2 protein-coding genes are annotated in these 22325 nt (G+C 72.6%); one reads left to right on the top strand and one right to left on the bottom strand.

Going from position 1 to position 22325, the window contains the following annotated elements; all coding sequences use genetic code 11:
• Window positions 1–223: 223 nt before the first annotated feature.
• Entirely contained in the window at window positions 224–976 is a 753-nt protein-coding gene (locus tag ACIO52_RS06395; RefSeq protein ID WP_316575827.1) for an alpha/beta fold hydrolase, read from the top strand.
• A gap of 42 nt (window positions 977–1018) precedes the next feature.
• On the opposite strand, the gene ACIO52_RS06390 is transcribed toward ACIO52_RS06395, so the two are convergent.
• On the bottom strand, window positions 1019–22324 hold the full coding sequence (locus tag ACIO52_RS06390; RefSeq protein ID WP_402642104.1) for an SDR family NAD(P)-dependent oxidoreductase: 21306 nt from the start codon (window positions 22322–22324) through the stop codon (window positions 1019–1021).
• Between the last annotated feature and the right edge of the window lies 1 nt (window position 22325).

The following is a 22325-nucleotide window of genomic DNA, read 5'->3' as shown; positions in this document are numbered from 1 at the left end:
GCGTTGTGGTTTTAACCCCCCCCCCCCCCCCCCCCCCCCCCCCGCGCGGGGGGGCGGGGCCCCCCCCCCCCCCCCCCCGCGCCCGGGCCCCCCCCCCCCCCCCCCCCGGGGGGGGGGGCCCCCCCGCCGCGTTCGGCCGCCGCCGCCGACAGGCGTACCGGCGTTACTCCCGGGTACATTCGAGGAGCTCGTACTTCGGTTCTCTCGAAAGGCCCTCTGCCCTATGGGTACTCGCTGGCTGCGTCGCCTGTCCCCCGCCCCGGGCGCGGAATCCCGGAAGCTGGTCTGCTTTCCGCACGCCGGCGGTTCCGCCCTCGCGTACGGGCCGCTGGCCAAGTCGCTCGGCACGGACTACGACGTGCTCGCCGTGCAGTACCCCGGTCGCCAGGACCGGCGGCAGGAACCGCTCGTCGACAGCATCTCGGGCCTGGTCGACGGGTTGGCGCCCGAGCTGATCGAAGCCGTCGACGGCGACGAGAACTTCTTCGTCTTCGGCCACAGCATGGGTTCGGTGGTCGCGTTCGAGGCATGCCGTCGGCTGGAGCGCGCGGGCGCGACCGCGCGCGTGCTGTTCGCCTCCGGTCGCCGCGCCCCCTCGGCTCCGCAGCCGGGAACCGTGCATCTGCTGGGCGATCGGGAACTGGCCGCCCAGCTGCTGGACTTCGGCGGCACCCCGCCTGCCTTGCTCGCCGATCCCGAGTTCCGCCGGTTGATCCTGTCGATCACGCGCAACGACTACCGCGCCATCGAGACCTACACGTGCCCGCCCGAGACCACCGTCGCGAGCCCGATCGTCGCGCTCGCGGGCGTGAGCGACGCCGACGCGCAGCTCGCCGACATCCAGGCGTGGGGTACCCACACCACGGGCGACTTCGTCGCGACGACCTTTCCCGGCGGCCACTTCTACCTCGACGCGAATCTCGACGGCATCGGCCGCCTGATCCGCGAGCACAGCGCCCGCGCCTTGTCGCGGTAACCGCGTGGCCGGGTGCGCCGCTCGCGCACCCGGCCACGCGGTTCAGGACCCCAGCCAGTCCTCGATGGCGGCGGCGGTATCGGCGGACCCGCTCTCCAGGACGGTGAAGTGGTCGGCCTCGACCGGCACCACCGTGTGCGCCGGATCCCAGGCCCTGGCCTGCCAGTCCGGCCGCTCCGCCGTGCTCGCCAGGAACGACTGCGCGCACTGGATGAGCAGGGCCGGGGTGGCGACCGTTCCGGGCACCATCTCCTGCATCAGCTGGACGTACCAGCCCATACCGGAGAGCCGGGCACTGTCGAATCGGCCGAACTCGGCCTCCCGCGACACCATGTGCTCGGCCATCTCCCGCAGCAGCCATTCGCCACCGTCGTGCACCCGGTAGGTGTCGATCATCGCGACGCCCTCGGGCACCGGACCCTGCGCCGCCTCCAGGTACTCGGTCACGAGGTAGGCCAGCAGCCCACCCGAGGAGTACCCGAGCAGGACGAACGGCTCGCCCTGCGCCGCGTCGAGGACACCGCAGGCCAGCGTCTCCAGTGCCGCCTCCGGGGTCGCGGGCAGGGGCTCGTCGGCCGCGAAGCCGATCGGCGGCAGCACCACGACCTCGCGACCGGCCCGCAATTGCGCGGTGACCCTGGCGTACTGGTGCGCGCCGCCGGTGGCCAGCGGCGGGTTGATGCAGATGATCCGCGGAAGATCCGAACCCGCCGCCAGCCGGGTCGGCGCCGGGAGTTCGTCCAGGTCCGCCGCCGAGGCGAACCGCTCCCGCAGCTGCGCGGCGACCCGCAGCAGGGCGAAGCCGGTGCGGGCCCGACCGCCCTGCACCGCGCCACGGAACATCCCGTACAGCGATTCGTCGGTGCCCGATCGCTGCCCCGGCCGCGCGACCGCGGCCAGTTCCGCGCGCAGGAAGCGGGCCAGCCCCGCCGGTGTCTTCTGGTCGAAGATCGCGGCGGTCGGCAGCGTCAGCCCGGTGGAAGCGTTGAGCGTGGTGCGCAGTTCCATCGCGGCCAGCGAGTCGAAGCCGGACTCGAGGAAGTCTCGCTCGGCGTCGAGCGCGTCGGCGCTCTCGTGCCCGAGCAGTCGGGCGGCGGTCTCGAGAATGTGCTTCTGGAGCCACTGTTCCTGCTCGGCCTCGGACAGGTGCGCCAGCTGTGCGCGCACCGCGCCCGCGTCGGGTGCGCCGCCGCTGGGCCTGCGCCCGGCCCGCCGGACCAGGTCGCCGAGCACCGGCGGCACCGTCGCCCTGGTCCGCAGGACGGCCGGGTCGATCTCGACCAGCACCTGCGCCGGTCGGTCGGCCGCCACCGCGGCATCGAACAGGGCGAGCGCCTTGTCCGCGGCCAGCGGCGGTAGACCCTGGCGACGCATCCGCTGCCGGTCGGCCTCGCCGAGCCACTGCGCCATGCCCGTATCGATGCCCCACAGACCGTAGGCGAGCGAGGTGGCGGGCAGCCCGGCGCCGTGCCGGTGCGCGGCGAGCGCGTCGAGGAACACATTGGCCGCCGCGTAGCCGCCCTGGCCCGCGGGCAGGATCGACCCGGCCACCGACGAGATCAGCACGAAGGCCGACAGCGCGGTATCGCGGGTGAGCTCGTGCAGGTGCCACGCGGCGTCGGCCTTGGCGCCGAGGGAGACGTCGATCTGCTCCGGTGTCAGGGTGTCGACGAGGCCGTTGTAGGCCGTGCCCGCCGCGTGGACGATCGCGCCGAGCGGATGGGCGGCGGGGATCGAGGCGAGCAGCTCGGCCACGGCGTCCCGGTCGGCGACATCGCAGGCGGCGATGCGGGCCTGGGCACCGAGCGCCGCCAGCTCGTCGACGAGCCCCGGCGCGGCGTCCGGACCGCGCCTGCCGACCAGCAGCAGGTGCCGCACCCCGTGTTCCACCACCAGGTGCTCGGCGAGGAGACGGCCGATCCCGCCGGTGCCACCGGTGATCAGGACGGTGCGGTCGGGATCCCACGGCGTCGCGCGGTCGGTGGTCGCGACCGCGCGGACGAGCCGCGGTACCCAGGTCCCATCCGCCCGCACAGCCACTTCGGGTTCGCCGGTCAGCGCGGCGGCGACCAGCTGGTCCGTCGGCTGATCCGCGGCGGCCTCGACCAGCACGATCCGGCCGGGGTTCTCGGCTTGCGCCGCTCGCACCAGCCCCCAGACCGCCGCGGCGGCCGGGTCGTTCGCGCTGTCGGTGACCATCGCCAACGTGCTCGCCGCGTAACGCTGTTCCTCCAGGAAGTCCTGGAGGACGCCGAGCGTCCCGTGCAGCGCGGCCCGCAGCCGGTCGGGCGTCTCGGCACCGTCGACCGCTACCCGGTGGACGACGACCGAGGCCGCCGCCTGCGCGTCCCACTCGACCCAGGACGCCGTGGCCGGGGTGAGCGCCGGCCCGGGCCGCCAGCTCATCTCGTACCGCGCGTCCCGCGCGGACCGGGCAGGCGCGGACAGCAGTTCGGCCGACATCGGTCGCAGCGCCAGCGACCCGACCGACAGCAGCGGCGCGCCGGCGGCGTCGGCCATCGTCAGAGTGACGGTGCCCTGGTTGAGCCAGCTCAACCGAACCCGCACCCGCCGAGCGCCTTCGGCGTGCACCCGCACCGACGACCACGCGAAGGGCACGAGCGTTGGCCGCTCGGCGGTCTCGTCGACGCCGTCCGGCAGCCCGAAGGACAGCGCGTGCATGGCCGCGTCGAGCAGTGCCGGGTGCACGCCGTAGCCCTGTGCCGAGGTCTGTTCGGGCAGGGCGACCTCGGCGAAGAGGTCCTCGCCGCGCCGCCACAGCGACCGCAGTCCCTGGAAGGCGGGGCCGTAGTTGTACCCGTGGTCGGCGAGTTCGGCGTAGGCGCCGTCCAGCCGCACCTCGGCGGCGTCGGCGGGCGGCCAGTGCGCGAAGTCGGCCCAGGCCGTGGCGTCGGACGCCGCGGCGGGGCGCACGGTGCCCTCCGCGTGGTGGGTCCACGGGATCGACGGATCGTCGTCGTCGCCGCGCGAGTAGATGTCGAGCCTGCGATGACCGTTGTCGTCGCCGTCGCCCACGATGACCTGCAGGTGCGCGCCCGCGTGCCCATCGAAGACGAGCGGCGCCAGCAGCGTGAGTTCCGCCAGCTCCGGGCAGTCGACGAGTTCCGCCGCGTAGGTGGCCAATTCGACGAATCCGGTGCCGGGCAGCAGCACTACACCGAGCACGTCGTGGTCGGCCAGCCACGGATGGGTCGCCGTGGACAGGCGGCCGGTGAGCCGCACTCCGCCGCTCTCCGGCTGCGCCACCAGCGCACCCACCATGGGGTGTTCGGTGGCGCGCAGGCCGAGGGTGCCGGCCTCGCCGGTGCCCAGCGGGCTGGTGGCCCAGAACCGGCGGTGCTGGAAGTCGTAGGTGGGCAGCTCCGTTCGGGTGGCCCCGGTTCCGTCGAGATAGCGCACCCAGTCGACGGTCCCGCCCGCGACGTGGAGCCGGGCCAGGCCCGTCACCAGGGTCGTGGGGTCGGCCTTGTCGCGCCGGGTCAGCGGGAGGACGGTGGTGGTGTCCAGGGTCTGCGCCACCATCGGCGTCAGGACGGCGTCGGGTCCGGCCTCGGCGAACCGGGTCACCCCCAGCTCCGCCATCGCGGTGACGGCATCGGCGAAGCGCACCGTGGCCGCGACCTGGCGCACCCAGTACGCCGGATCGGACATCTCGTGCTCGACGCGAGTTCCGGTGACCGTCGACACCAGCGGGATGCCGGGCCGCTGGAAGGTCAAACCTTCGACCACCGAGGCGAAGTCGGCCAGCATCGGCTCCATCAGCGCCGAATGGAAGGCATGCGACACCCGCAGCCGGTGTGTCCGCCAGCCGTTCTCCGCACACACCGCGACCACGGCCAGGACCGCGTCCTCGACACCGGAGAGCACCACCGAGGACGGACCGTTGACCGCCGCGATCGACACCCCGGCGGTCAACAACGGCAGCACATCGGCTTCCGGTGCACCCACCGCGACCATCGCCCCACCCGCGGGCAACGCCTGCATCAACCGGCCACGCGCGGCGACGAGCACACACGCGTCGGCGAGCGAGAGCACACCCGCCACCTGCGCGGCCGCGATCTCACCGATCGAATGACCGGCCACCACATCGGCGTACACGCCCCAGGATTCGAGCAGCCGGAACAACGCCACCTCGAACGCGAACAACCCCGCCTGCGCGAACACCGTGTCATCGACCAGTGCGTCGTCGGCCAGGGCCTCGCCCAGCGAAACCGACTGTCCCAGCAGCGGTTCCAAGCGATCGACGATGCCGTCGAAATGCTCGGCGAACACCGGATACACCCGGAGTCCGGCGGCCATGCCCGCCCACTGCGCACCCTGCCCGGAGAACACCAGACCGGTCGATCCCGCGACCACCCGGCCGCTCACCACACCGGGAGCACCCTCGGCTACCGCCCGTGCCCCCGCGAGCAGACCGTCGCGTCCGTCGGCGAGGACCACCGCGCGATGCTCGAACGCTCCGCGCGTGGCGACCAGCGAGAACGCGACGTCGAGCGGATCCTGACCGTGCTCGGCCACATGGTCGGCCAGGCGGGCAGCCTGACCGGCGAGCGCCGCCCCACCGCGAGCGGAGACCACCCACGGTACGACGCCACCGGCCGGAGCGGCCTTCACCACCGGAGCCGAATCCGCCACCGGCGGGGCCTGTTCCACGATGACATGCGCGTTCGTGCCACTGATACCGAAGGACGACACCCCCGCGCGTCGCGGCCGATCCGCGTCCGGCCAGTCGACGGCCTCGGTCAGCAACCGCACGTTCCCCTGCGACCAATCCACCTTGGTACTGGGCTGATCCGCGTGCAGGCTGCGCGGCAGCACCCCGTGCCGCATCGCCATGATCATCTTGATCACGCCACCCACACCGGCCGCCGCCTGCGCGTGACCGATATTGGATTTCAGCGAGCCGAGCCACAGTGGACGATCCTCGGCCCGATCCTGACCGTAGGTCGCCAGCAACGCCTGCGCCTCGATCGGATCACCCAACGTCGTTCCGGTGCCATGGGCTTCGACGACGTCGACCTCGGCCGGCGACACCCCCGCATTGGCGAGCGCCTGCCGGATCACCCGGCGCTGCGAGGGACCGTTCGGCGCGGTGAACCCGTTGGACGCACCGTCCTGATTCACCGCCGAACCCGCGAGCACCGCCAGCACCTGATGACCCCGGCGACGCGCATCGGAGAGCCGCTCCAGCACGAGCACACCCGCGCCCTCGGACCAGCCGACACCATCGGCGCTGTCCGCGAACGATTTACACCGCCCGTCCGGCGACAATCCACGCTGACGGCTGAACTCGATCAGCGTCTCCGGCGTCGCCATGACGGCCACACCACCGGCCAGCGCCAGGTCACACTCCCCCGACCGCAGCGACTGGGCCGCGAGGTGCATGGCCACCAGCGACGACGAGCACGCCGTATCCACCGACACCGCGGGGCCTTCCAACCCGAGCGTGTAGGAGATCCGGCCCGAGACCAGGCTGCCGGTGGCATTGCCGCCGTTGCCCTGCGCGTAGTCGTGGTACATGACGCCGGTGAACACGCCGGTCGAACTCCCGCGCAGCACAGCGGGATCGACACCGGCCCGTTCGAGGGCCTCCCAGGTCGTCTCCAGGAGCTGGCGCTGCTGCGGGTCCATCATCGTCGCTTCGTTGGGGCCGATTCCGAAGAAGTCGGCGTCGAAGTCGGCGGCGGTGTGCAGGAAGCCGCCCTCGCGGGTGTAGGACTTGCCCGCCCGACCGGGTTCCGGATCGTAGAGGCCCGCGATGTCCCAGCCACGGTCGGTGGGCAGCGGCGTGATCGCGTCCCCACCGCGACGGACCAGGTCCCAGAGATCCTCGGGCGAGGCGACGCCACCGGGGTAGCGGCACGCCATGCCGACGACGGCGATCGGGTCACCGTCGGCGGACCTACTCGCGGTGACCGCGACATCCTGACCGGTCCCGGCGAACTCGGCGGCCAGGTAGTCGGCCAGTGCCTGCGGGGTCGGGTAGTCGAACACCAGAGTGGCGGGCAGCGGCAGACCTGTCACCGCCTTGAGCGAGTTGCGGAACTCGATCGCGGTGATCGAGTCGAAACCCAGTTCGCTGAACGCCTTGTCGGCCGCGACCGCGTTCAGGTCCTGATGCCCCAGCACCGTCGCGACCTGGCCGCGCACGATCTCCACGAGCACACCCGGACGTTCACCGTCGGGCGTGCCCGCCAACCGGGTGCGCAGCGCAGTCGCGGCGCCGGAGGCCGCCTTGCGGCGGTGCGGAATCAGGCCGGTGAACAAGGCGGGCGTGGCGAATCCGGCACCGCGCAGGGCATCGAGGTCCATCCGCGCGAGCACCAGTGTGGCCGTGTCGATCCGGGTGGCGGCGTCGAAGAGGGCCAAGCCCTGTTCCGGTGACAGCGGCAGCAGGCCCGAGCGGGCGATCCGCTGTCGGTCGACGTCACCGAGCTCGCCCGCCATGCCGGCGTCCCACATGCCCCACGCCAGCGATGTCGCGGCCAGACCGACGGCGCGGCGGCGCGCGGCCAGCGCGTCGAGCGTGGCATTGGCGGCGGCGTAGTTGCCCTGGCCGGGGTTGCCGAAGGCACCCGCGACCGAACTGAACAGCACGAACGCCTTGAGGGCGAGATCGGTGGTCAGCTCGTGCAGATACACGGCCGCGTCGACCTTCGGCCGCAGGACGGTCGACAGCCGGTCCGGGGTCAGCGAGCCGATGGCACCGTCGTCGAGGACACCCGCGAGGTGGTACACGCCGGACAGTGGCCGCGCCGCGGGGATATCGGCGAGCACGGCCGCCAGCGCCGCGCGATCGGACACGTCACAGGCGGCGAACACGACCTCGGCACCCGAATCCACCAGCGCCGCACGCAATTCGGCAGCCTCCGGACCCGTCTCGCCCCGCCTGCTCACCAGCAGCAGACGACGGACGCCGTGCGCGGCGACCAGGTGCCGGGCGAACAGACCACCCAGCGCCCCACTCGCACCGGTGACGAGCACGGTCTCGTCCGGACCGAACAGCGTCTCCTCGGCGGACGCGCCCGCCGTGGCGGCGGACCGGACGAGGCGCGCGGCGTACACCGCACCGTCGCGCACCGCCACCAGCGGTTCACCGGCGACCAGCAGTCCGCCGATCACGGTGTCCAGCAGTGCATCCGGGGCGGCGTCGACCAGGATGATCCGGCCCGGGTTCTCCGACTGCGCGGAGCGCACCAGACCGCCGATCGCGGCACCGGCCAGGTTCGAGAGGGGCTCGCCCGCCACCGAGACCGCGCCGCTGGTCCGGACGATCAGCACCGATTCCGCGTAGGCGGGCTCGGTGATCCAGGACTGGAGCACGCCGAGGACGTCGCGGGTCGCGGCGTGGACGGCGGCCGGGTCATCACCCGCCGGACAGTCCAGGATCACCGCCGGCGGTACCTGCGCACCCAGGTCCGGCCACGCGACCGTGGCGATCTCGTTGTCCGGCAGCGTGATCGGTGTCCAGTCGATCCCGAACACCGCCGAGGCGGTGATGTCGGTCCCGGTGGTGAGCTGCGCGAGGTCGATCGGCCGGGAGGCCAGGTGTCGCACGGTCGCGACCGGCGCGCCGGTCGCGTCGGCGAGGTCGATGGCGACCCCGCTCGCGCCGACCCGGACGAGCCGAACACGCAGGGCGTCGGCCCCGGTCGCGTGGACGGTGACGCCCGACCATTCGAACGGCAGCGCGATGCCCGTGCCGTCGGAAGGGAGATTACCGGCGACCCGCAGCGCGTGCAGGGCGGCGTCGAGCAAGGCCGGGTGCAGGCCGAACCGCTGCGCGTCCACGCGGGCCTGATCGGGCAGCGCGAGCTCGGCGTAGACGGCATCGCTGTCGCGCCAGACCGCGCTCAGCCCACGGAAGGCCGGTCCGTAGTGGTAGCCCTGCCCGTCGAGGGTGTCGTAGACGCCGTCGAGGTCGACCACGGTGGCACCGGCGGGCGGCCACTGGGTGAGATCCACCGGCACGGTGTCGCTGTCCGCCGCGAGCACGCCTTCGGCGTTGACGGTCCACGTGGCCGTCGCGCCGTCGGGACGCGAGAAGATCCGCACGGCGCGTCGGCCCGGCTCGTCCTCGGCACCGACGACGACGCGCACCGCGACACCCGCGGCGTCCGGCAGCGTCAGCGGAGCCCGCAGGATCAGCTCCGCCAGGGTCGGGCAGCCGACCTCGGCGCCGGCCTGCAAGGCGAGCTCGACGAACCCGGTGCCGGGGAACAGCACCGTGTCCAGCACGGCGTGGTCGCCCAGCCAGGGCTGGGTCCGCGTCGACAGCCGTCCGCTCAACGCGACGGCGTCGGTCTCCGGCTGCGCGACCACCGCCGATACCAGCGGATGAGCACTGGCGACGAAGCCGAGCGCGCGGGCATCACCACCGGGCGAACTGTCGGTCAGCCAGTAGCGTTGACGCTGGAAGGCATAGGTGGGCAGGTCGACGCGGCGCGCGCCGGTCCCGGCGAACATCGCCGCCCAGTCGACCTCGGCACCGGACACGTACAGCCCGGCCAGTCCGGCCGACAGGGTGACCGCGTCGGCGTGGTCGCGGCGGGCCAGGGCCACCATCGTGGTGGTCTCCGTGGACGTCTCGACGATCTGGCCGATCATCGGCACGAGCACGGCGTCCGGCCCGACCTCGGCGAACCGGGTGACCCCCGCGTCGATCATCGTGGCGACCGCGTCGGCGAAGCGCACGGTGTCGCGGACCTGGCCGACCCAGTAGGCCGGATCGGACATCTCCTCGCCGACCCGATCGCCGGTCACGGTCGACACCAGCGGCAGGCTCGGGCTCGCGAAAGTCAAACCCTCGACCACCGAGGCGAAGTCGGCCAGCATCGGCTCCATCAGCGCCGAATGAAACGCGTGCGAGACTCGCAGACGGTGTGCGCGCCAACCGTTCTCACCGCATGCCTCGACCACCGCGCGTACCGCAGTGTCGACACCGGAGAGCACAACGGACGACGGGCCGTTCACCGCCGCGATCGACACCCCGTCGACCAGCAACGGCAGCACATCGGCTTCCGGCGCGCCCACCGCGACCATCGCCCCACCCGCGGGCAACGCCTGCATCAACCGGCCACGCGCCGCCACCAACGCACACGCGTCAGCGAGCGACAGCACCCCGGCCACGTGCGCGGCGGCGATCTCACCGATCGAATGACCGGCCACCACATCGGCGTGCACGCCCCAGGATTCGAGCAACCGGAACAACGCCACCTCGAACGCGAACAACCCCGCCTGCGCGAACACCGTGTCGTCGACCCGATCGGGATCGGCGAGCGCGTCCGAGAGCGAAACCGGCTGCGCCAGTAGCGGGTCCAGCTGCGCGACGATTCCATCGAATTGCTCGGCGAAGACCGGGTAGACGCGTAATCCGGCGGCCATGCCCGCCCACTGCGCACCCTGGCCGGAGAACACCACACCCGTCGAACCGGACACCACGCGACCGGTCACCACACCCGCGAACGCTTCGCCACGGCCCAGCGCGGCCGCACCGGCCAGCAGATCTTCCCGCTCGGCGGCCAGCAGCACGGCGCGATGGTCGAATCCGACGCGCGAGGTCACCAGCGAGAACCCGATATCCACCGCCGCCGCGTCCCGCCCGGTCACCTGCGATGCCAGGCGGCTCGCCTGCTCCGCGAGCGCCGCGTCGCTGCGCGCCGACAGCACCCACGGCAGCACACCGCCGACGGGCGCGACCGGTTCCGCGGGCACGGGCGCCCCCGGCGCGGCCTCGACGATGACGTGGGCATTGGTCCCGCTGATCCCGAACGACGACACACCCGCGCGCCGCGGCCGATCCACCTGCGGCCACGCGACCGACTCGGTCAGCAACCGCACCTCGCCCTCGGACCAATCCACCTTCGTGGAGGGCTGATCCACGTGCAGGGTCCGGGGCAGCACGCCGTGGCGCATCGCCATGATCATCTTGATCACGCCACCCACACCGGCGGCGGCCTGGGCATGGCCGATGTTCGACTTCAACGAGCCCAGCCACAGCGGACGATCCTCGGCCCGATCCTGGCCGTAGGTCGCCAGTAGCGCCTGGGCCTCGATCGGGTCACCCAACGTCGTTCCGGTGCCATGGGCTTCGACCGCGTCGACCTCGGCCGGGGAGACGCCCGCATTGGCCAGCGCCTGCCGGATCACCCGGCGCTGCGACGGGCCGTTCGGGGCCATCAAGCCGTTGGACGCGCCGTCCTGGTTCACCGCCGAACCCGCGAGCACCGCCAGCACCTGGTGCCCGTTGCGGCGGGCGTCGGACAGCCGCTCCAGCACCAGCACGCCCGCGCCCTCGGACCAGGCCACACCGTCGGCCGCCTCGGCGAACGACTTGCAGCGTCCGTCCGGGGACAACCCGCGCTGACGGCTGAACTCGATCAGCGTCTCCGGCGTCGCCATCACCGCGACACCACCGGCCAGCGCCAGGTCACACTCCCCCGACCGCAGCGACTGCGCCGCCAGATGCATCGCCACCAGCGACGACGAGCACGCCGTATCCACCGACACCGCAGGGCCTTCCAGCCCCAGGGTGTAGGCGATCCGGCCCGACACCAGCGAGCCGGTGACATTGCCGCCGTTGCCCTGCGCGTAGTCGTGGTACATCACGCCGGTGAACACACCGGTCGAACTCCCGCGCAGCTCCGGCGGATTCACCCCGGCGCGTTCCAGCGCCTCCCACGACACCTCCAGCAGCAGACGCTGCTGCGGGTCCATGGCGATGGCCTCGTTCGGACTGATCCCGAAGAACTCGGCGTCGAACTCGGCCGCCGAGTACAGGAACCCGCCACGGCGGGCGTAAGTCTTGCCGGGCGTGCCGGGAACGGGGTCGTAGATGCCGTCGATGTCCCAGCCACGATCGTCGGGCAGGTCACCGCTGGTGTCGGTACCCGAGGTGACCAGGTCCCACAGGTCCTCGGGCGAGGCGACGCCGCCCGGGTAGCGGCAGCTCATCGCGACCACGGCGATCGGGTCGTCACCGGCCGACCGGCTGGCGGTGACCACGACGTCCCGGCCGGTTCCGGTGAACTCCTCGGCCAGGTACTGGGCGAGGGCCTGTGGGGTCGGGTAGTCGAAGACGAGGGTGGCGGGCAGCGGCAGCCCGGTCACGGCCTTGAGGCCGTTGCGGAACTCGATCGCGGTGATCGAGTCGAAACCGAGTTCGCTGAACGCCTTGTCGGCCGCGACCGCGTTCATGTTCTGGTGCCCGAGGATCGCGGCGACCTGGCCGCGCACGATCTCGACCAGCACGCCCAGCCGTTCGCTGTCGGGCGTGCTCGCCAACCGGGTACGCAGCGCGGTCGCCGTGCCGGTGACGGCCTTGCGACGCTGCGCGATCAGACCGGAGAACAGCGCGGGCAGGGCGAGACCGTGACCGCGCAGCACCTCCAGATCGAGGCGGGCGACCAGCGGCGCGGCGACCTCGGTGCCGGCCACCGCGTCGAACAGGGCCAGGCCCTGCTCGTCCGACATCGCCAGCATGCCCGAGCGAGCCATCCGCTGTCGCTCGACCGCACCGAGCTCGGCCGCCATGCCGCCGTCCCACATGCCCCACGCCACCGAGGTACCGGGCAGACCGGTGGCCCGGCGATGGGTGGCGAGCGCGTCCAGGAAGGCGTTCGCGGCGCCGTAGTTGCCCTGACCGGCATTGCCGAACGCACCGGCCACCGAGCTGAACAGGACGAACGCCTTGAGCGGGAGGCCGGCAGTGAGCTCGTGCAGGTGCGCGGCGGCGTCGACCTTGGGGCGCAGGACGGTGTCCATGCGGTCCGGGGTCAGCGCGGCGATCGCACCGTCGTCGAGGACACCGGCGAGATGGAAGACGCCGGACAAGGGCTGTGCCGCGGGGATATCGGCGAGCACGGCGGCCAGCGCCGCGCGGTCGGCGACATCGCAAGCGACGAACTCGACCTCGGCACCCGAATCCTCGAGCGCCGCGCGCAATTCGGCGGCACCCGGGCCGGACTCGCCCCGCCTGCTGAGCAACAGCAGGCGCCGGACACCGTGCCGCGCCACCAGGTGCCGGGCGAACAACCCGCCCAGCGCACCGCCGGCACCGGTGAGCAGCACGGTCTCCTCGGCCCCGAAGAGCTCGGCGTCCGCCGAAGTGTGTGCCGCAGTGGCGATTCGAGTGAGCCGGGCGACGTGGATCACACCCTCACGCAGCGCGACCTGCGGCTCGGCCGTGTCCAGAATCCCGCCCAGGGACGCGTCGGTGTCGGCCGAATCGGCGTCGAGCAGGACGATCCGGCCCGGGTTCTCGGCCTGGGCTGCGCGCACCAGGCCACCGACCGCGGCGCCGGCGAGGTTCGTGATGTCCTCGCCCGCCACCGACACCGCGCCCACGGTCCGGACCACCAGGACCGCGTCGGCGAAGCGCGCCTCGGCGCCCCAGTCCCGCAGCACCGCGAGCACCTGATGCGTGGCGGCGCGCACAGCGGCGGGATCATTGCCGCTCGGGCTGTCGAGCACGACCGCGGCAGGCACCTGCTCGCCGAGGTCGGCCCACGACACCGCACCGATCTCGGCGTCGGACACCGTGATCGGGGACCACACGACCTGGAACAGCGCGGAGGAGACAACGGACGCACCCGTGGTGAGCTGCGCCGGATCGATCGGCCGTGCTGCCAGGTGCCGCACGGTCGCGACGGGCGCGCCGGTCGGGTCGGTCAGATCCAGCGCGACCCCGTGGTCGCCGACCCGGGTGAGGCGGACGCGCAGCGCGTCGGCGCCGCTCGCGTGCGCGGTCACCCCGGACCACTCGAACGGCAGGGCCAGCTCGCCGCCCGCCACGGTGGCATCGCCGGCCAGCCGCAGGGCGTGCAGGGCGGCATCCAGCAGGGCCGGGTGCAGGCCGAAGCTCTGGGCCTCGGCCCTGGCCTCCTCGGGCAGCTCGACCTCGGCGTAGAGCAGACCGTCGGCCCCCCGCCAAGCCGCGCGCAGAGCCTGGAACGTCGGGCCGTAGTGGTAGCCCTCCTCGTCGAGCGCGTCGTAGACGCCCTCGACGGGGAGCGCGGTGGCGCCGGCGGGCGGCCACTGAGCGAACTCCGCCGGGGCGCTGTCGGTGTCGGCCGCCAGGACGCCTTCGGCATTGAGGGTCCAGGCCTCCGCGTCGGCGTCGTCGTCGGGGCGGGAGAAGATCCGCACCGCCCGACGGCCCGCCGGGTCCTGCGCGTCGACGACGACGCGCACCGCGAGTCCACCGGAGTCCGGCAGCGCCAGTGGCGCCCGCAGCGCCAGTTCCGCCAGAGTCGCGCAGCCGACCTGATCGCCCGCGTGCAGGGCGAGTTCGACGAATCCGGTGCCGGGGAACAGCACCGTGTCCATGACCCGGTGATCGGCGATCCACGGCTGCGATTCGGTCGAGAGGCGGCCGGTGAGGGTCACCGCGTCGGAGTCCGGCTGCGAGACGACGACCGAGGCGAGGGGATGCCCGGTGGCGACGAGACCCAGGGCCTTGGCGCTGGTCCCGGTCGTGCCTTCGGTCAGCCAGTAACGGCGCCGTTGGAAGGCGTAGGTGGGCAAGTCGACTCGGCGTGCACCGGTACCGGCGTAGAGCGCGGCCCAGTCCACCTCGCCGCCGACGACGTACAGCCCGGCGACCGCGCTCAGCACGCCCGCGGCGTCGGCGCTGCCGCGGCGGGCCGTCGCCACGACGGACGCGTCCTCGACGATCTGCGTGATCATCGGCACGAGGACAGCATCGGGCCCGACCTCGGCGAACCGGGTCACCCCCGACGCGGCCATGGTGGCGACGGCGTCGGCGAAGCGCACCGTGTCACGGACCTGGCCGACCCAGTACGCCGGATCGGACATCTCCTCGCCGACCCGATCGCCGGTCACGGTCGACACCAGCGCGATACTCGGCGCGGCGAAGGTCAAACCCTCCACGACCGAGGCGAAGTCGGCCAGCATCGGCTCCATCAGCGCCGAATGGAAGGCATGCGAGACCCGCAGCCGATGGGTACGCCACCCACGCTCGGCACACACTTCGGCCACCGCAGCTACCGCAGTGTCGACACCGGAGAGCACCACCGCCGACGGTCCGTTCACCGCCGCGATCGACACCCCGTCGACCAGCAACGGCAGCACATCGGCTTCCGGTGCGCCCACCGCGACCATCCCGCCACCCGTGGGCAACGTCTGCATCAACCGGCCACGCGCCGCCACCAACGCACACGCGTCAGCGAGCGACAGCACCCCGGCCACCTGCGCGGCCGCGATCTCACCGATCGAATGACCGGCCACCACATCGATTCGCACACCCCAGGACTCGAGCAGCCGGAACAACGCCACCTCGAAGGCGAACAGACCCGCCTGCGCGAAGACGGTCGCGTCGATCCGCGACTCGTCGTCCATGGCCTCGCTCAGCGGAATCCGCTGTCCGAGAGAAGGTTCCAGCTGGGCGACGATCCCGTCGAACTGCTCGGCGAAGACCGGGAAGGCTCGCAGTCCGGCCGCCATGCCCGCCCACTGCGCACCCTGGCCGGAGAACACCACACCCGTCTTGCCCGCCACCGCCCGGCCGGTCACCACACCCGGCAGGATGTCGGCACGACCCAGCGCCTGCGCGCCGGCCAGCAGACCCGCCCGATCGGACGCGAGTACCACGGCCCGATGATCGAACGCGACGCGTGCCGTCACCAGCGACAGGCCGACATCGACCGCGTCCGAATCGTGCTCGGCCACATGGGCGACCAGATTGACCGCCTGATCGCCGAGCGCCGCGCCGGTGCGCGCCGACAGCACCCACGGCAGCACGCCACCGGCCGGGACAGCGGTCTCCACCGGGGCGGCCTGCGCCGCGTCGGGTGCCTGCTCGAGGATGAGGTGCGCGTTGGTGCCGCTGAGCCCGAAGGAGGACACACCGGCACGACGCGGCCGATCCAGCGCGGGCCACGGTGTCGGTTCGGTCAGCAGCCGAATGTGGCCCTCGGACCAATCGACCTTCGTGCTCGGCCGATCCACGTGCAGCGTCTGCGGCAGTACCCCGTGCCGCATCGCCATGATCATCTTGATCACGCCACCCACACCGGCGGCGGCCTGCGCGTGACCGATGTTGGACTTGAGCGAACCCAACCACAGCGGACGATCCTCGGCGCGATCCTGGCCGTAGGTCGCCAACAGGGCCTGCGCCTCGATCGGATCACCCAACGTCGTTCCGGTGCCATGCGCTTCGACCGCGTCGACCTCGACGGGCGAGACTCCGGCATTGGCCAGGGCCTGCCGGATGACCCGGCGCTGCGACGGGCCGTTGGGCGCGGTCCAGCCGTTCGAGGCACCGTCCTGGTTGACCGCCGACCCGGTGATCACGCCGAGCACCTGGTGCCCGTTGCGCTGCGCGTCCGACAACCGTTCGAGCACCAGTACGCCGGCGCCTTCGGCCCAGGCGACCCCGTCGGCCCCGTCGGCGAACGACCGGCACCGCCCGTCCGGCGACAGCCCGCGCTGACGGCTGAACTCGAGGAACATGTCCGGTGTCGACATCACCGCCACACCACCGGCCAGCGCCAGGTCGCACTCCCCCGACCGCAGCGACTGCGCGGCCAGATGCAGCGCGACCAGCGACGACGAGCACGCCGTATCCACCGTGACGGCAGGCCCTTCCAGGCCGAACACATACGACACCCGGCCGGAGACCAGGCTGCCGCCCGCGCTGTTACCGGTGCCCGCACCCTGCGCGTAGTCGTGGTACATCACGCCGGTGAACACACCGGTGGCGCTGCCCCGCAGGCCCGCCGGGTCCAGCCCGGCCCGCTCGAGCGCCTCCCAGGACACCTCGAGCAGCACGCGCTGCTGCGGGTCCATCGTCAGCGCCTCGTTCGGGCTGATGCCGAAGAATTCGGCGTCGAATTCCCCTGCGGAATAGAGGAATCCGCCCTGCCGGGTGTAGGTCTTCCCGGCCTTGCCCGGTTCGGGGTCGTAGATGTCGTCCAGGTCCCAGCCGCGATCGGTGGGCAGACCTCCGGTGGCGTGGCCGCCCGAGACGACCAGTCGCCACAGGTCTTCCGGCGAGGTGACCGCACCCGGGTAGCGGCAGCCCATCGCGACCACCGCGATCGGCTCGGCGTCGACCGTCCTGGTCGCGGTGACCGCGACCTCCGCCACCGTGCCGGAGAGCTGGGAGTCGACGAACTCGGCGACCGCCTGCGGGGTGGGGTGATCGAAGATGAGGGTGGCGGGCAGCCGCAGGCCGGTCGCCGCGTTGAGCTTGTTGCGGAACTCCACCGCGCCGAGTGAGTCGAAACCGAGTTGCTGGAAGGCCTGATGCGATTCCACTGCCTCGGCCGTGGCATGCCCGAGGACCTCGGCCGCCACCGTCTGGACGAGGGCGAGCAGGGTGCTGTGCCGGTCGGCGTCGGACAGCCCGGCCAGTTTCTGCGCGAAGGCGCGGCCCGCGCTGCTGCGGGCGCTGGTGCGGCGCACGGGAATCGGCGCGATGCCGCGGAGCAGGGCGGGCAGCTGCTCGCCCCGGGACCGCAGCACGGCCGGGTCGACGCGCAGGGCCACCAGCTGGGCGGTCTCGGTCGCGACGGCCGCGTCGAACAGGGCTAGGCCGTCGGCCTCGGACAGCGGCGGGAACCCCTGCCTGCGCATCCGGTCGAAGTCGTCCGCGGACAGCTCCGCGCCCAGCCCGCTGGTGCGTACCCACAGGCCGTAGTCCACCGAGGTCGCGGGGAGCCCGGCGGCGCGGCGGTGGGCCGCCAGCGCGTCGAGGAAGACGTTCGCGGCGGCGTAGTTGGCCTGGCCCGCGGTCAGGACCAGCCCGCCGACGGAGCCCAGCAGGACGAACAGCGACAGCGGCTGATCGCGGGTGAGTTCGTGCAGGTGCCAGGCCGCGTCGACCTTGGGCCGGAACACCCGGTCGAACCGTTCCGGTGTCATCGCCTCGATCACGCCGTGGTCCGCGGTGGCGGCCGAATGCACCACGCCCACCAGCGGCTGTTCGGCGGGAACCGACGCGAGCAGCGCGGCCAGCGCGTCACGGTCGGACACGTCGCACGCGGCGACGGTGACCTGGGCGCCGAGCTCGACCAGTTCGGCGCTCAGCTCGGCGACACCGGGCGCGTCCCGGCCGCGCCGCGAGGTCAGCAGCAGGTGGCGGACACCGTGCACGGCCACCAGGTGCCGGGCGATCACCGCGCCGATGCCGCTGGTGCCGCCGGTGACCAGCACCGTGCCGGACTCGATCGGGCGCGCGACCGCACCGGGCGCGTGGCGGGTCATCCTGGGCACGAGCAGGGTGGTGCCGCGCAGGGCAGCTTCCGGTTCGCCGGCCGCGCTCGCCGCCGCGACGGCCGACGGCTCGTAGTCGCCGTCGAGATCGAGCAGCTGGAATCGTCCCGGGTGTTCGGCTTGCGCGGCCCGCAGCAGGCCCCACACCGGCGCCTGGGCCAGGTTCACCCGATCGGTCGCGCCGATCGTGACGGCATTGCGGGTGAGCACCACCAGGCGAGCGGCGACCAGGCGCGGGTCCGCCAGCCAGCGCTGCACCGTGTCGAGGGCGGCGGTGATCGCCGCGCGCACGGCCGCGGGCGGCGCGCCGTCGTGGTCGGCGCAGTCGTACAGCACGACCTCGGGAACCGCCGGATCCTCGGCGGCGTCCAGGTCGGCGAGCAAGGCGTCGACATCGGCGAAAGCCGCTGTCGTGTCGGCACTTCCGGTGCCGAGCACAGCCACCCGACCCGGCTCGGTCGCGGGCAGCGGGACGCCGACCCAGTCGATGCCGAACAGGGCCTCCGAGATCTGGTCGGCGCCGAGGCGTTCGGCCGACACCGGCCGCGAGACCAGGGCGCCCACCGACAGCACCGGCAGGCCGTGCTCGTCGGCGACCTGCATCGAGTGGCTACCGGTGCCCCGCACGATGCGCACCCGCACCGACGCCGCGCCGCTCGCGTGCGACACCACCCGGTTCCAGGTGAACGGCAGTTCCGGCGCGGCGACTTCACCCCGGCGCCGGGCTTCGACGATGCCGACGTGCAGCGCCGAGTCGAACAGCGCCGGATGGATCAGGAACCCGTCGGCATCGCGGCGATCGGGCAGCGCGACCTCGGCGAACAATTCGTCACCGCGCTGCCACGCCGCCTGCAAGCCCTGGAAGAACGGCCCGTATTCGTAACCCGCTTCGAGCAGTTCGTCGTAGGCGCCGTCGATGACCAGCGGCTGGGCGCCCGCGGGCGGCCAGGCGATGAGGTCGAAATCGACGTCGGACTCCTCCGGGGCCAGAACGCCCTCGGCGTGGATCGACCACGGCCCGCCCGCGATCTGACGCGAGTGCACACTCAGGCGTCGGCGTCCGGCCGCGTCGGCGTCGGACACCACCACCTGCACCGAGACACTCCCCTGCGCGGGCAGGGTGAGCGGAGTGTGCAGGACGAGTTCGTCCACCACCGGGCAGCCGACCAGACCGCCCACATAGCAAGCCAATTCGACGTAGCCGGTACCCGGCAGCAGCATCACGCCGAACACGCTGTGGTCGGCCAGCCACCGCATCGAGTCCACCGACCAGCGGCCGGTGAAACTCACCGCGCCCGATTCCGGATGGGCCACCACGGCACCGAGCAGCGGGTGCTCGGCGATCTCGAGCCCGACCGAGGTGGCGCCGCTGAGATCGGCGCCCAGCCACGACTCGGCGATCACCCGCTTGGCGTCGAGCCAGAACCGCTCGTGCTGAAAAGCGTAGGTGGGCAAGTCGACTCGCCTGCCGCTGGCGACCGGGCCGGCCCACGCCAGCTCCGCGCCGGACACGAACAGCGCGGCCACGCCGGCCAGCACCGACGACGCGTCGGCCTGGCCCTTGCGCGCCAACGGAACCATCACCGTGGCCTCGGCATCGGCGGCCGCATCGTCGAGGGTCTGCGACACCATCGGGCTCAGCACCGCGTCGGGCCCGACCTCGGCGAACCGGGATACCCCCAGCGCCGACATGGTGGCGACCGCGTCCGCGAAGCGCACCGTGCCCCGGACCTGGCCGGGCCAGTACGCCGGGTCCGACATCTCGTCGGTGACTCGCGCGCCGGTCACCGACGACACCAGCGCGATGGTGGGCCGCGAGAACGTCAATCCCTGCACCACCGCGCCGAATTCGGCCAGCATCGGATCCATCAGCGCCGAGTGCGACGCGATCGAGATCCGCAGCCGGTGCGTGCGCCACCCGCGCTCGGCACAGGCGTCCTTGGCGGCGAGGACCGCCTCCTCGACACCGGAGAGCACCACCGACGCCGGACCGTTGACCGCCGCGATCGACACCCCGTCGGTCAGCAAGGGCAGCACGTCGGCTTCCGGCGCCCCCACCGCGACCATCGCCCCACCCGGGGGCACCGCCTGCATCATCCGGGCGCGCGCGGCCACCAGCACGCACGCGTCGTCGAGCGACATGACCCCGGCGACATGCGCGGCGGCCACCTCACCGATCGAGTGACCGGCCACCACATCGGCCCGCAGGCCCCACGATTCGAGCAGCCGGAACAGCGCCACCTCGAACGCGAAGACACCGGCCTGGGTGAACACCGTGTGGTCGAGCAGGGTGTCGTCGTGCAGGGCCGCGCGCAGCGACTCCGGTTGGGCCAGCAGCGGTTCCAGCCGGGTGACGATCGCGGCGAAGTGCTCGGCGAAGACCGGGTAGACCCGGAGTCCGTCGGCCATGCCCGCCCACTGCGAGCCCTGCCCGGTGAACAGCACGCCGGTGGTGCCGGGGACGGCCCGGCCGGTCACCACGCCGGGAACCCGGGTGTCCGCGGCCAGGGCCCGGACACCGGCCAGCAGGGCGGCGCTGTTCTCGCCGAGGACCACGGCGCGGTGGTCGAAGACGCCACGGGTCGAGGTCAGTGAGAAGGCGACATCGCGCGGATCCAGCGCGGGCGCCACGGCCGCCAGGCGGGCCGCCTGATCGGCCAGCGCCGCGCCGCTGCGGGCCGACAGCACCCACGGCAGCACCCCGGGGACCGGGGCCGGTTCGGGCTGCTCCGGCGCAGGCGGAGCCTGTTCCAGGACGAGGTGCACGTTGGTGCCCGCGACACCGAACGAGGACACCCCCGCTCGACGCGGCCGGTCCAGCACGGGCCAGGGCACGGCCTCGGTCAGCAACCGCACGTGCCCGGCCGCCCAATCGACCTTGGTGCTGGGCTGATCCACGTGCAGCGTCTTGGGCAGCACACCGTGCCGCATGGCCATGACCATCTTGATCACGCCACCCACACCGGCGGCGGCCTGCGAGTGCCCGATGTTGGATTTCAGCGAGCCCAGCCACAGCGGGCGGTCGGCGTCGTGGTCCTGACCGTAGGTCGCCAGCAGCGCCTGTGCCTCGATCGGATCGCCCAACGTCGTTCCGGTGCCGTGCGCTTCGACGACGTCGACCTCGCTCGCCGTGACGCCCGCGTTGGTCAGCGCCTGGCGGATGACCCGCCGCTGCGAGGGACCGTTCGGGGCGGTCAGACCGTTGGAGGCGCCGTCCTGGTTCACCGCCGACCCGGCGATCACCGCGAGCACCTGATGACCGTGGCGCTGAGCGTCCGACAGCCGCTCCAGCACCAGCATGCCCGCGCCCTCGGCCCAGCCGACGCCGTCGGCGGCCTCGGCGAACGCCTTGCAGCGCCCGTCCGGGGAGATGCCGCGCTGCCTGCTGAACTCGATCAACGTCTCGGGGGTGGCCATCACCGCGACGCCACCGGCGAGGGCCAGATCGCACTCGCCCGACCGCAGGGCCTGGGCGGCCGAGTGCATCGCCACCAGCGACGACGAGCACGCGGTGTCCACGGTGACCGACGGCCCTTCCAGGCCGAGGACATAGGAGATCCGCCCCGACGCGACGGCGCCGGCGTTCGCGTTGGCCGGATAGTCGTGATACATCATGCCGACGTAGACGCCGGTGCTGCTCCCGCGCAGCGCGGCGGGATCGAGCCCGGCCCGTTCGAAGGCCTCCCACGAGGTCTCCAGCAGCAGGAACTGCTGCGGGTCCATCGTCGCGGCCTCCTTCGGGCTGATCCCGAAGAACGCCGGGTCGAATTCGCCCGCGGCATGCAGGAACCCGCCCTCGCGGGTGTAGACGCTGTTCGGCCGCTCGCCGGTGTGGTCGTAGAGGCGCTCGGCGTCCCAGCCACGGTTCACCGGGAACTCCGAGGCGGCGTCCACCCCGTCGGCGACCAGCCGCCAGAGGTCCTCGGGCGAGGCGACGCCGCCCGGGTAGCGGCAGGCCATGCCGACGATCGCGATCGGCTCGCGCAGGGCGGCGTCGAGCTTGCGGTTGCGGGCGCGCAGCCGCTCGGTCTCCTTGAGCGAGACCCGAAGGGCGTCGGCGAGTTTCTGAATGTTGGTGTCGGGCTTCGTCATC

Origin of the sequence: Nocardia sp. NPDC087230, assembly GCF_044744725.1 — a bacterium.
Classification (GTDB): Bacteria; Actinomycetota; Actinomycetes; order Mycobacteriales; family Mycobacteriaceae; genus Nocardia; species Nocardia canadensis.
The sequence above is the reverse complement of the archived record's forward strand: the minus strand, read 5'-3'. Positions and strand labels throughout refer to the sequence as shown.

What these genes read in the sequence shown, in the direction of transcription:
- ACIO52_RS06395 (WP_316575827.1), top strand. Translation starts at nt 224, where the DNA reads ATGGGTACTCGCTGGCTGCGTCGCCTGTCCCCCGCCCCGGGCGCGGAA.
- ACIO52_RS06390 (WP_402642104.1), bottom strand. Translation starts at nt 22,324, where the DNA reads ATGACGAAGCCCGACACCAACATTCAGAAACTCGCCGACGCCCTTCGG.